The organism is Streptomyces sp. NPDC048644 (assembly GCF_043199105.1).
GTDB lineage: Bacteria > Actinomycetota > Actinomycetes > Streptomycetales > Streptomycetaceae > Streptomyces.
This window is the reverse complement of record NZ_JBICVO010000002.1, coordinates 663,348-675,248: the sequence shown is the minus strand read 5'-3', so window position 1 is coordinate 675,248 and position 11,901 is coordinate 663,348. Positions and strand designations below refer to the sequence as shown.

10 protein-coding genes are annotated in these 11,901 nt (G+C 72.8%); 8 read left to right on the top strand and 2 right to left on the bottom strand.

The window, feature by feature from the left end; translation table 11 throughout:
* The first annotated feature begins 16 nt into the window (after window positions 1-16).
* Window positions 17-1,516 carry an AMP-binding protein gene (locus ACGFNI_RS07160; RefSeq protein WP_393681368.1) on the top strand — a complete coding sequence of 500 codons (1,500 nt, stop codon included), beginning with the start codon at window positions 17-19 and terminating at the stop codon, window positions 1,514-1,516.
* A 69-nt stretch (window positions 1,517-1,585) separates the two neighbouring features.
* Here the strand turns inward: ACGFNI_RS07160 and ACGFNI_RS07155 are convergent, their stop codons facing one another.
* Complete coding sequence (locus ACGFNI_RS07155; protein ID WP_393681366.1) at window positions 1,586-2,431, bottom strand: calcium-binding protein; 846 nt, start codon at window positions 2,429-2,431, stop codon at window positions 1,586-1,588.
* Window positions 2,432-2,683: 252 nt separating this feature from the next.
* On the opposite strand from ACGFNI_RS07155, the gene ACGFNI_RS07150 reads away from it, so the two are divergent.
* The 5 genes from ACGFNI_RS07150 (at window position 2,684) to ACGFNI_RS07130 (ending at window position 8,180) form a co-directional block, all read left to right on the top strand.
* A complete protein-coding gene (locus tag ACGFNI_RS07150; RefSeq protein WP_393681364.1) occupies window positions 2,684-3,166 on the top strand; it encodes a hypothetical protein in 483 nt (160 codons plus the stop codon).
* Between the two features lie 127 nt (window positions 3,167-3,293).
* On the top strand, window positions 3,294-4,292 hold the full coding sequence (locus ACGFNI_RS07145) for an NADPH:quinone oxidoreductase family protein (RefSeq protein WP_393681362.1): 999 nt from the start codon (window positions 3,294-3,296) through the stop codon (window positions 4,290-4,292).
* The gene (locus ACGFNI_RS07140) at window positions 4,289-5,491 is read left to right on the top strand and encodes an acyl-CoA dehydrogenase family protein (protein WP_393681361.1); all 1,203 of its coding nucleotides are present in this window, start codon (window positions 4,289-4,291) and stop codon (window positions 5,489-5,491) included. The genes ACGFNI_RS07145 and ACGFNI_RS07140 overlap by 4 nt, the downstream gene beginning before the upstream one ends.
* The gene (locus ACGFNI_RS07135; RefSeq protein WP_393681360.1) at window positions 5,488-6,627 is read left to right on the top strand and encodes an acyl-CoA dehydrogenase family protein; all 1,140 of its coding nucleotides are present in this window, start codon (window positions 5,488-5,490) and stop codon (window positions 6,625-6,627) included. Before ACGFNI_RS07140 ends, ACGFNI_RS07135 begins: the two co-directional genes overlap by 4 nt.
* A gap of 179 nt (window positions 6,628-6,806) precedes the next feature.
* Window positions 6,807-8,180 (top strand): hypothetical protein, encoded by a 1,374-nt coding sequence (locus ACGFNI_RS07130; protein ID WP_393681358.1) that lies wholly within the window; start codon window positions 6,807-6,809, stop codon window positions 8,178-8,180.
* Window positions 8,181-8,243: 63 nt separating this feature from the next.
* On the opposite strand, the gene ACGFNI_RS07125 is transcribed toward ACGFNI_RS07130, so the two are convergent.
* Window positions 8,244-8,795: a cell wall hydrolase gene (locus ACGFNI_RS07125; protein WP_393681356.1), complete on the bottom strand. Its 552-nt coding sequence runs from the start codon at window positions 8,793-8,795 to the stop codon at window positions 8,244-8,246.
* 105 nt (window positions 8,796-8,900) lie between these two features.
* Here ACGFNI_RS07125 and ACGFNI_RS07120 point away from each other — a divergent pair, with 105 nt between their 5' ends.
* Window positions 8,901-10,133, top strand: coding sequence for a S1 family peptidase (locus ACGFNI_RS07120; RefSeq protein ID WP_393681354.1), 1,233 nt, complete (start codon window positions 8,901-8,903; stop codon window positions 10,131-10,133).
* A 168-nt stretch (window positions 10,134-10,301) separates the two neighbouring features.
* Window positions 10,302-11,900, top strand: coding sequence for an ABC transporter substrate-binding protein (locus ACGFNI_RS07115; RefSeq protein ID WP_393681353.1), 1,599 nt, complete (start codon window positions 10,302-10,304; stop codon window positions 11,898-11,900).
* Window position 11,901: the final 1 nt, after the last annotated feature.

Here is an 11,901-nt window from a genome sequence, read left to right as displayed (position 1 = left end):
TGGAGGGGCGCACAGGATGATCCTGGCGGCAGATGCATTCCTGAGACATGCCGAGCAGTCGCCCGATGCCGTCGCTCTCCTCGGCCATCGGCGGACCTGGAGCTACCGCGAACTCGCCGATACCGTAAGGAAGTTGGCGGAACGGATCGCCCGTCTCACGCCGCCGGGCTCTTTGATCGCGCTCGATGCGGTTGACGCTTCGGCCGGTGTGCCCGCGCTGCTCGCCGCCGGTCTGAGCCGACGTGCGCTGCTGCCCCTGGATCAGAGCTACCCTCGGGCCCGCCGTGACGCGGTGCTCAATGACGCGCGCCCGGTACTGGTACTCCGCGACGACGGGACCGGGGACGGGCTCACGGCCGAGACGATTCCCCGCACACCGCAATCCCCGCCCCGCACCGGACTCGAAGACGTCGCATACGTCATGTACACCTCTGGTTCGACCGGCGTGCCCAAAGGCGTTGCCGTCTCCCACCAGGCACTCGGTACCCGCCTCGGCGGGCTCGCCCGCACCCCCGGGCTCGCCGCCGGTGAGGCCATGCTGGCGCTGACCGCGCTCTCCTTCGACATCTCCCTGGCCGAACTCCTGCTCCCGTTGCAGGTCGGTGGCGCCGTGGTGGCCGCCCCGGCGGAGGCGCGCGGCGATCCGGGCCTCTTCGCGGAGACCGTCGACAGATACCGCCCCGACGTACTACAGGCGACCCCGAGCTTCTGGCGCCTGGTGACAGCCGCCGGCTGGAAGGGACTGCCCGGCAGCCGCATCTGGTGCGGCGGTGAGGCCCTGACCACACCGCTCGCCCAGTGCCTGCTTCCGCTCACCGCCGAACTCTGGAATCTGTACGGCCCGACGGAGGCCACCATCTGGGCGAGCGCCCAACGGATCACCGACCCACGGGTCATCGGCCTGGGCAGCCCATTGCCGGACACCGGCCTGCACCTCAACCCCCTGGAGGCCCACCAACTTGCGGAGCACGACCCTGACGCGGCGGCGATCCATCCGGCCGACGGCAGTATCGAAGGCGAGATCCTCATCCACGGAGCATGCCTCGCCCAGGGGTACCTGGATCGGGAGGAACTGACCGCTGACCGCTTCGCCGGCTTCGCTCTTCCCGAGGGCGACCGCCGCTGCTACCGAACGGGCGACCTCGGCCGGCTCCACAAAGACGGCAGATGGGAGTTTCTCGGCCGACTCGATCAACAGGTGAAGATCCGAGGACACCGGATCGAACTCGGCGATATCGAGGCGGCATTCGAATCCCACCCGGCGGCACGCGAGGCGGTCGCCGTCCTGCTGCCCGGAGACGAGACGGCCGGCCGCCCCGCCGAGGTCGGCCTGGCCGTCGTCCTCGCCTCGGGCAGGCAGGCCACCTCACGCGAACTGCGCAGGTGGGCGGCCGACAGGATCCCGCGCGCCTTGACGCCGGGCCGGATCACGGTCATGGACCGACTGCCGCGCACACCCGCAGGCAAGACCGACCGCCTCGCCCTACGGGCGCAGCTTTCCGCGAAGGATGCCTGACCCGAGGGGTACGGCCTGCCGTGTGGAGCAGGTCGGGCTCGCGGCCCGTTCCGGCGACGCAGGGCGAGTTCAGTCCTGGTGCAGCTCGTTGCGGCCGGGCCCGCCGGAAAGCTTGTCGGTGCCCGCGCCGCCCCACAGGACGTCGTCACCGCTGTTGCCCCACAGCGTGTCGTCCCCCGCCTCGCCGTACAGCGTGTCGTTGCCCTTGCCGCCATAGAGGACGTCGGTGCCGCCCGCGCCGTGCAGGACATCGTCGCCGTCGTCACCGTGCAGGCTGTTCTCCTCGCCGGTGCCGGTCAGCGAGTCGTTCCCGGCTCCGCCGTAGCAGTCCTGCCCGCAGCGGGTGAGGGTGTCGTTCCCCGGACCGCCGAAGGAGCCGAAGCCGAACGGGCCGCCGCCGCCGTCGAGATGGTCGTCGCCGTCATCGCCGTGGAGCATGGCGGATGCGGACCCCTTGAGCACGTCGTTGCCAGGACCCCCGTGGACCCCGGCCCATGCGCTGCTGTCCGGTTCGAGCGTCGCGGTGTCGTCCTGGTCGCCGAGGTCGATGTCGTAGCTGTCCGAGTCGTCCGAGTTCTCCGGGATCTTGACCGCGCAGCGCACGACGGTGTGGTCGCCCTGCGTGGGGTACGTGCACGCGTCTGCGCTCGCGGCACTCGCGTCGATGGCGATGTCGTACCGGTCGTGGAAGGTGAGGACGTAGTACGAATCGAACTCGCCGCGGTGCTCGATCTCTTCGCCGACCGTCAGCCTATTCTGCTGCCCGGGGGCGGCTTTGTACCAGAGTTCACTGTCCTCGTGGACGACGGTGGCCGTGGCCTTCGCGGCTGCCTGGGCGGCCGGCGCCGCGAGAGCGGTCGAGCCGAGAGCGAGGGCGAGGGCGGCTGTGGCGGTGAGGATGCGGTAGCTGCGCATGCGGAAGTGGCCCTTCGGGGTGTCGGTGCGCCGTGGTGCCTGTGGTCACCCCGTTGGACCGGAGGCTCTACACGGGAGTTGTGCCGTCGCTCGTGAACAACGGCGGGCCGGGCAGTGGCCGGGACATGGACGGCTCCGCGGGGACGCCGACCCCCGTGACGGCACCCGCCCGGGGCGTGCCCGCGCTCCCGCTTCCCGCCGGTCTCAGCGGTCGGCGCAACATCTGGACGAACGGAACGGACGGCACGGAAGATGGCACAACGACCCTTGGCGGTCTTCGACTTGGACGGCACGCTCGCCGACTCCGGGCACCGCCAGTACCTCATCGAACGCACCCCGCGCGACTGGCGCGCCTTCTTCGCGGCGGCCACCGAAGACCCCCCGCTGCCCGAAGGCGTGGCGCTGGCCCTGGACAGCGCCAGGGACTGCGAGGTCGCCTACCTCACCGGCCGCCCCGAACGCTGCCGCCGCGACACCCTCGCCTGGCTCGCCGCGCAGGGCCTGCCGGACGGCCGCCTCTGGATGCGGGCCAACGACGACCGCCGCCCGGCCCGGCAGGCCAAGCTCGACCTGCTGCGCCGCCTCGCGAACGGCCGCGAGGTCCGGCACGTCGTCGACGACGACGAACTGGTCTGCGACGCCTGCGAGAAGGCGGGCTACCCGGTCGTCCGCGCCCGCTGGGCCGCCTCGTCGGACGCGATGAAGGACGCCCAGGAACGGGAGGGGCGTACGTAGGGCGGCGCCTCGCGAGGGGTTTCCCGAAGCTGTTCCCTCAGGGATACCGACCGCTTAGTATGCCCGTGGCGCCGGAGCCCGTACGGTCCCGCGCCACCCGCGAACCCGAGGTCTGTGGAGGCACCAGGTGAAGGCATGGCGCGTACACGCGAACGGCGAGCCGCGCGAGGTGATGCGGCTGGAAGAGGTGCCACAACCGCAGGCGGGTCCTGGGCAGTTGCTGCTCCGGGTGCGGGCCGCGAACATCAACTTCCCGGATGCGCTGCTGTGCCGCGGCCAGTACCAGGTACGGCCGCCGCTGCCGTTCACCCCTGGTGTGGAGATCTGCGGCGAGGTGCTGGACGTCGGCGAGGGCGCGGCGGGCGAGGTGGGAGCGCGGGTGCTGGCCCAGCCGCCGCTGCCGGCCGGCGGTTTCGCCGAACAGGTGGTCGTCGACGCCGCGACGGTGCGCCCCGCCCCTGAAGCACTGGACGACGCGGAGGCCGCCGCCCTGCACATCGGCTACCAGACGGGCTGGTTCGGCCTGCACCGCAGGGCACGGCTCCAGCCGGGCGAGACCCTGCTGGTGCACGCCGCGGCCGGTGGCGTGGGCAGCGCGGCCGTCCAGCTCGGCAAGGCCGCGGGCGCCCGGGTGATCGGCGTCGTCGGCGGCGAGGAGAAGGCCCGCACCGCCCGCGCACTGGGCTGCGACCTCGTCATCGACCGGCGCGGCGACGACATCGTCGCGGCCGTCAAGGAAGCCACCGGTGGCCGCGGCGCCGACGTGGTCTACGACCCGGTCGGCGGCGACGCCTACGCCAAGTCCGTCAAGTGCATCGCCTTCGAGGGCCGGATCGTCGTCGTGGGCTTCGCCGGCGGCGCGATCCCCACCCCCGGGCTCAACCACGCCCTGGTGAAGAACTACGCCATCCTGGGCCTGCATTGGGGCCTCTACAACACCAAGGACCCGGACGCCGTCACCGCCTGCCACGAAGAGCTCACCAAGCTCGCGGCCGGCGGCGTCGTCAAGCCGCTGATCGGCGGCCGGGTGCCGCTTCAGGACGCGGCGGACGCCGTCCAGCGGGTCGCCGACGGCACCACCACCGGCCGCCTCGTCGTCATCCCCGGAGCGGAGCAGGCCCGATGACCGACGCAGCCGACCTGCGCGGGCGCGCCGCCGAACTGCTCGCCGCGCATCCGCCCGCCACCACCGCACCACTCGACTTCCTGCGCGCCCGCTTCGACGCCGGACTCGCCTGGATCCACTTCCCCGAAGGGCTCGGCGGGCTCGACGCGCCCCGCGCACTCCAGTCCGTGGTGGATGCCGAGCTGACCGCCGCCGGCGCCCCCGACAACAACCCAGGCCGGATCGGCATCGGCCTGGGCATGGCGGCACCCACCCTCCTGCGCTACGGCACCGACGCACAGCGGCGGCGCTTCCTGCGCCCCCTGTGGACCGGCGAAGAAGTCTGGTGCCAGCTGTTCAGCGAGCCGGGCGCGGGATCCGACCTCGCGGCGCTGGCGACCCGCGCGGTGCGCGCGGAGGGGGAAGGACCCGAGGGCACGGGGGACTGGCTGGTCGACGGGCAGAAGGTCTGGACGTCCGGCGCCCACCAGGCCCGCTGGGCCATCCTCATCGCGCGCACCGACCCCGGCCTGCCCAAGCACCAGGGCATCACGTACTTCGTGTGCGACATGACCGACCCCGGGGTCGACATCAGGCCGCTGCGGCAGATCACCGGCGAGGCGGAGTTCAACGAGGTCTTCCTGACCGGCGTGCGGATCCCCGACGCGCACCGGCTCGGCGAGGTCGGCGAGGGCTGGCGGGTCGCGCAGACCACCCTCATGAACGAGCGGGTCGCCATCGGCGGTGCCAGGACACCGCGCGAGGGCGGCATGATCGGCGTCGCGGCCGGTGACTGGCGCGCCCGCCCCGAACTGCGGACCCACGACCTCCACCAGCGGCTGTTGTCCCTATGGGTGGACGCCGAGGTCGCCAGGCTCACCGGTGAACGGCTGCGCCAGCAGCTCACCAAGGGGCAGCCGGGCCCGGAGGGCAGCGGCATGAAGCTCGCCTTCGCCCGGCTCGCCCAGCAGATCAGCGGCTGGGAGGTGGAATTCCTCGGCGAGGACGGGCTGACGTACGACGACTGGACGCTGCGCCGCCCCGACGGCGTCGACTTCACCGGGCGCGAGGCCGGCTACCGCTATCTGCGGGCCAAGGGGAACTCCATCGAAGGCGGCACATCCGAGGTGCTGCTCAACATCGTCGCCGAGCGCGTACTGGGGCTGCCGCCCGAGCCACGCAACGACAAGGACGTCGCCTGGAAGGACCTCCCCCGATGACTGCATCCACACCCGGCCCCGACCTCCTCTACAGCGAGGCCGAGGACGATCTGCGGGCCGCCGTCCGCGCGCTGCTCGCCGACCGCTGCGATCCGGCCATCGTGCTCGACGGCCTGGAATCGGCCACCGGGTACGACGCCGGCCTGTGGCGGGCGCTCGGCACGGACATCGGCACCGCGGGCCTGCTGGTGCCGCAAGCGTTCGGCGGCGCGGGCGCGAGTGCCCGCGAGGCCGCGGTCGTGCTGGAGGAAGTGGGCCGCTCCGTGGCGCCCGTCCCGTACCTGACCAGCGCCGTCATCGCGGTGACCGCACTGCTGGGCTGCGAAGGGGAACTCCCGGACGTGGCCGCCCTGCTGACCGGGCTCGCCGATGGCCGCACCGTCGCGGTGCTCGCGCTGCCGCTGCCCACCGCGCCTGGCACCGCGTACCCGCAGCGGGTGCGCGCCGACGCGCAGGGTGCGCTCAGCGGCCGGATCACCTCGGTCGCCGACGCCGCTGCCGCCGAGGTCCTGCTGGTACCGGCCGAAGGCCCCGAAGGCCCCGCGCTGTACGCGGTCGACGCCACGGCCGACGGCGTCCGGCACGACCCGGTGACGCCGCTCGACCTGACCCGCCCGCTCGGGCACCTCACCCTCGAAGGCGCCGCCGGCCGGCCACTGGCCACCGGCGAACGGGCCCGCGCCGCGGTCGGGCGGGCGCTGCTGACCGGGGCGGGCCTGCTGGCGTCCGAACAGCTCGGCGTCGCCGAGTGGTGCCTGGCCGAAACCGTGCGGTACACCGCCGAACGTAAACAGTTCGGCCGCGCCGTCGGCTCGTTCCAGGCGCTCAAGCACCGGCTCGCCGCGCTCTGGCTCGACGTCGCATCCGCCCGCGCGGCGGCCCGCAATGCCGCCGACGCGCTGGCCACGGACAGCCCCGACGCGCCGGTCGCGGTGGCCGTCGCCCAGGCGTACTGCGCGCCGGTGGCGGTCCGGGCCGCCGAGGAGTGCATCCAGCTGCACGGCGGGATCGGCATGACCTGGGAGCACCCGGCGCACCTGTTCCTCAAGCGCGCCAAGAGCGACGAGATCGCACTCGGGGCGCCGGGCCGGCACCGCGAAACCCTGGCGGACCTGGCGGCACTGCCCGCACCGTAGCGGCGCCCCGGCCGTACGGAGGCGCCCCGGCCACGGCACCCCTGTACGGCCGGCACCCGCATAACGGACCGCGACCCCGGCGGAACACTCCGCCACCTCATCGGTCCGGCGGCCCGCCGATGCGCCTGCCCGCGCCCGTAGCCGTGTCCAAAATGGGGCCTTCGGGTAGCGTCGTAGGTATGAAGACCGCACGTCGTAGCGCGCTGCTCCTGCCGGTTCTCGCGCTGGTGGCCCTCCTGTTGGCGGCGGTCGCCGCGCTGGCGCCGGGCGCCAGCGCGGCCGGAGGGCTCGATGAGGCCGCCGCGGCGCTCAAGAAGGGGCCGGTCTACGTCGATTCACGGGCGTCGGACCAGCTCTCGTCCGGCCAGGCGGACGCGCTGGCCAAGAAGATCAAGGACTCCGGCAAGCCGATCTTCGTCGCCGTGCTGCCCAAGGCCGCCGAGTACCAGCCCAGCACCCTGCTGCGCGACCTGCGCACCAAGGTCGGCATCAGCGGCGTCTACGCCGTGGAGCTGGGCGACGGCTTCAACGCGGGCGCCGACGCGCGCGTCATGTCGTCCAGCTCGGTGAAGAACCTCGTCGGCGCGGTCAAGAACTCCCAGTACCCGACCGTCAACGAACGCCTGAACAGCTTCGTCGACACCGCCGACCAGCAGGCCAACGGGCACGCCCCGGCGTCCTGGGGCGGCACGGGCAACGGCGGCGGCTTCGGCACCGGCACCGCCGTTGGCATCGGCGTGCTGGCCGTCGTCGGCGGTGGCGGCGCGTACGCCATCGCCCGCCGCAACCGCAAGCGGCGCGCCGAAACCGAGCGCGCGGCCCTGGAAGACCTGCGGGTGGTGGTCGACGAGGACATCACGGCGTTCGGCGAGGAACTGGACCGGCTCGACTTCCAGCCGGGCGAGCCGGGCGCCGACGACGCGATGCGCGCGGACTACAGTCACGCGCTGGACGCGTACGAGAGCGCCAAATCGGCGATGGCGGCGGCCGAGCACCCGCGCGACGTACAGCCGGTGACCGAGGCGCTGGAGGACGGCAGATTCTCGCTCGCCACCCTCGCCGCACGCCGCACCCAAGCCCCGCTCCCCGAGCGCCGGGTGCCCTGCTTCTTCGACCCGCGGCACGGCCCGTCCGTCGTCGACGTGTCCTGGGCCCCGGCCGACGGTGCCCAGCGCACCGTCCCGGTCTGCGCCGCCGACAAGGTCAGGCTGGACGACGGCAGGGAGCCGATGGCCCGTACGGTCAGGACCGCGGAAGGCGACCGCCCGTACTGGGACGCGGGACCGTCCTACGGTCCCTGGGCCGGCGGCTACTTCGGCGGCGGCATGCTCCCCGGCCTGCTGATGGGCACCATGCTCGGCAACATGATGATGGCCCCGCACGCCTACGGCGCCGACCTCGGCGGCCCCGGAGGCACGGAAGGCGGCGACTTCTCCGGCTCCGACTTCAACGCCGACGACTTCGGCGGCGGTTTCGGTGACGGCGGCGGTTTCGGTGACGGCGGTGGATTCGGCGGAGGCGGTGGCTTCGGAGGCGGCGACGGAGGGTTCTGAGGGCCGCCCCCGGGCCGCGCCCGACGGACCGCCGCCACCCGACGGCCACGTGTCGGACACGTCCTACAGGCCCGGCGGACGGACACCCCCACGCACCCGCTTCGTGCCCAGCAGCCGGGCATAGCGGGTGCGCGCCGCGAAGTCGGCGGGACGCCAGACCACGGGCCGGCCGACCTCCTTGCACAGGTGCAGCACCTGATCGGGGCCGAGCCGTACCCCCACGTGCGCCCCGTACCCCTCCGGCCGCCCTGCCACCGGGCCGCCGTCGAAGAGCAGCAGGTCCAGCGGCCCCGGCCGGTCCACCCGGTACGTCGCCCGCACGTCGGCCCACAGTTCCGCCGACCGCAGCGGCGGCACCCACAGGCCGAAGTGGTGGAGCACCGCGTACGCGTACCGCTGGCAGTTCGCGCCGCCGCTGAGATCAGGCGCGCCGGGGGAGCCGCCGCCCGTCCGCAGGTCGCCGCCGCCCCGGGCCGTGGGTGACGCCTCATCAGGTGCCCCGGCTCCCGGATGGCGGGCGGCCGAGTAGGCGACGTTGCGCAGGGCCGCGGGGAGGCCGCCGAACGGGTCGGGGCCGTATGGCCCGGGGGCGGCGGGCCGGGTCTCGGGTGGCATCCCCTCATGATGCCGGGTGATCTTTCCCCTGCCGCGAGCGGCGAGGTCGAGCAGGCTCAACGAGCCGGAACGACGCGAACTCGACCCCCCGCGAGGAGAGATCCCATGCACCGCCGCTACCGCCAGGCAGCCGTCTGGGGCGCGACCGCTGCCGCCGTCATGGCAGCCGTCGGCCCGATCAACCCGGCGCACGCAGCGCCGCCCCCCGACCCGACGCCGACGCCGGGTCCTGCGCAGCGCGGGATGCTCGACGCGATGCGCAGGGACCTGGGCCTGACGCCCGAGCAGGCGCGCGCCCGGCTCGCCCAGGAGGCCGAGGCGCAGCGCACGGCGGCAGCGGTACGCCACGCGCTGGCCGGTCCGGCCGCCGGAATGTGGTTCGACAAGACCACCGGCAGGCTGGTCGTCGCGGTCACCGGGGCCGACGAGGCGCGGCGGGTGGAAGCGGCGGGAGCGGTCGCTCAGCGGGTCGGGCACAGCCACGGCCAACTCGCCTCCCTGGTCCGCCAGATCTCGGTGAAGGCGGGCAACGGCGTGGCAGGGGTGACGGGTTGGGGCGTCGACGAGCGCGCCAACGGCGTCGTGGTGCGCGTCGACCGCACCGCCCGTACGGAGGCCACCGACACGTTCGCCGGCACCGTGCAGCAGCTCGGCGCCGCGGCGGGCATCCCGGTGCGCGTCGCCCGCGGCGACCAGTCGCCCCGCCGGCAGGGCGGCAAGGTCGTCGGCGGCGAGAAGTGGCTGCCGGGCAACGAAGGCATCTGCTCCATCGGCTTCTCGGTCACCGGGGCCGCCGGGTTCCGGGGTTTCCTGACGGCCGGACACTGCACCGCCGAGGCCGACCAGCCGGCGTACGGCAAGGACGGCAGCCGGCTGGGCACCTCCAACACCGGCGGCACGCACAGCGTCAACGGGCGGGAGGGCGACTTCGGCCTGGTCACGGTGGACCGGCCGGAGTGGACGCTGAGCGCCGACGTGGCCGGGCAGGGCGGCGCCCCGGTCGCGGTCACCGGCTCGCAGCAGAGCGTGGTGGGCACCTCCGTCTGCCGCTCGGGCGAGGCCAGCGGCTGGCGTTGCGGCGAGATCACCGCCGTCGACCAGACCGTGGACTACGGCACCGACATCGTCGAGGGCATGGCGTTCACCAACGCCTGCTCCACGGCAGGGGATTCGGGCGGCGCCTACGTGACCCAGCCCGGCGACCCGAAGGCCATCGGCGTGCACTCCGGGGGCGGCACCGCGGGCTGTGACAGCGACGGCGAGACCCTGACGATCTTCCAGCCGGTCGACGAGGCCCTGGCGAAGTGGCAGCTCACGCTGAAGACCGGCAGCGCCTGACGGACGGCGTCCCGCCCGCGCCGCCGCGCCGGTGTCTGCGCCCCAGGACACCGGCAGGCGGGCGCCGGGGGAGAACTGGAACATCCGGCCGGTTGATGACCCCACCTTTACGTTTGCTTTAATTGCATTGAATATGCAAGAGCAGTCGATGCGCAGAGGAGAGTGGGGATGACGGCCCGGTCCATACGGGGAGCCGCCGCGGTGACGCTGGCGGCCACCATGGCACTGACAGCGACGGCCTGTTCGACGCCGGACGACGGCAAGGGCGCCGCGGCGGGGCGCGCGGATTCCGCCGTGGTCGGCATCGCGTACGAACCGGAGACGCTCAGCCCGCTGCTCGGCTACGGCAAGGACGGCAACTCCAAGATATTCGACGGGCTGCTCACCCACGACGCCGAGATGCGGCTCAAGCCGGCCCTGGCAGCCGCCCTCCCCGAGATCACCGACGGTGGCAGGACCTACACCTTCACCCTCCGCAAGGGCGTGAAGTTCAGCGACGGCAAGCCCTTCACCGCCGACGACGTCGTCTTCACCTACGACACCATCCTCGACGAGAAGACCAACAACGCCTCCAAGGCCGAACTGGACGCCGTCAAGGACGTCAAGAAGAAGGACGACCACACCGTCGTCTTCCACCTCAAGTACCCCTACGCGCCGTTCGCCGAGCGCACCGTCCTGCCCATCGCCCCGCAGCACATCGCCGGCAAGCAGGACGTCAACCACGGCAGCTTCACCACCAAGCCGGTCGGCACCGGCCCGTACGTCCTCACCCGCTGGTCCAAGGGCGAGAAGCTCGCCTTCAAGGCCAACCCCTCCTACTGGGGCGGCGCGCCGAAGGTGAAGAACTTCACCATGGCGATCATCAAGGACGACGACATCCGCGCCACCCGGCTGCGCTCCGGCGACCTCGACGGCGCCATCCTGCCGCCGCAGCTCGCCGCCACCTTCAAGGACGACAAGGCCCGCACGACGCTGACGGCGAAGACCTTCGACTACCGCAACGTCACCCTGCCCAGCGGCAACCCCGTCACCGGCGACCGCTCCGTACGCCGGGCCCTGGACCTCGCCGTGGACCGCGAGGCCATGGTCAAGGGCATCCTGAACGGCGCGGGCAAGCCCGCCTACGGCCCGGTGCCCACCGACAGCCCCTGGTTCGCCAAGGGCACCGAACGGCCGCACGACCTGAAGAAGGCCGAGCGGATCCTCGACGACGCCGGCTGGAAGAAGGGCGGCGACGGCATCAGGAAGAAGGACGGCACGCGTGCTTCCTTCACCCTCTGGTACCTCTCCGGCGACAAGCTCCGCCAGGAGCACGCCCTCGCCTTCGCCTCCGACGCCAAGAAGGCCGGCATCGAGGCCAAGGTCGAGTCCGGCACCTGGGAGGCCATCGAGCCGAACATGACCAAGGACGCGGTACTCGCCGGCGGCGGCAGCCCCGCCGACCCGGACTTCGACCAGTACCTCCTGCTGCACTCCTCGCTGGCGGGCGACGGCTTCAACAACATGTCGAGCTACGCCGACAAGACCGTCGACGCCAAGCTCGTCGAGGCTCGCCGCACCGACGACAAGGACGCCCGCAAGGCCGCCTACGACGCGATCCAGAAGCGGCTCGTCGACGACCCCGCCTACACCTTCCTCACCCACGTCGACCACGTCTACGTGCTCGCCGACCGCTGGAAGGACCTCACCACCCAGACCGAGCCGCACGACCACGGCCTGGCCTCGGGCCCCTGGTGGAACGTAGAGGACTGGCAGCCCGCCACGTGAC

Coding starts and splice junctions, on each gene's coding strand:
- ACGFNI_RS07160 (WP_393681368.1), top strand. CDS start 17: ATGATCCTGGCGGCAGATGCATTCCTGAGACATGCCGAGCAGTCGCCC.
- ACGFNI_RS07155 (WP_393681366.1), bottom strand. CDS start 2,431: ATGCGCAGCTACCGCATCCTCACCGCCACAGCCGCCCTCGCCCTCGCT.
- ACGFNI_RS07150 (WP_393681364.1), top strand. CDS start 2,684: ATGGCACAACGACCCTTGGCGGTCTTCGACTTGGACGGCACGCTCGCC.
- ACGFNI_RS07140 (WP_393681361.1), top strand. CDS start 4,289: ATGACCGACGCAGCCGACCTGCGCGGGCGCGCCGCCGAACTGCTCGCC.
- ACGFNI_RS07135 (WP_393681360.1), top strand. CDS start 5,488: ATGACTGCATCCACACCCGGCCCCGACCTCCTCTACAGCGAGGCCGAG.
- ACGFNI_RS07130 (WP_393681358.1), top strand. CDS start 6,807: ATGAAGACCGCACGTCGTAGCGCGCTGCTCCTGCCGGTTCTCGCGCTG.
- ACGFNI_RS07125 (WP_393681356.1), bottom strand. CDS start 8,795: ATGCCACCCGAGACCCGGCCCGCCGCCCCCGGGCCATACGGCCCCGAC.
- ACGFNI_RS07120 (WP_393681354.1), top strand. CDS start 8,901: ATGCACCGCCGCTACCGCCAGGCAGCCGTCTGGGGCGCGACCGCTGCC.
- ACGFNI_RS07115 (WP_393681353.1), top strand. CDS start 10,302: ATGACGGCCCGGTCCATACGGGGAGCCGCCGCGGTGACGCTGGCGGCC.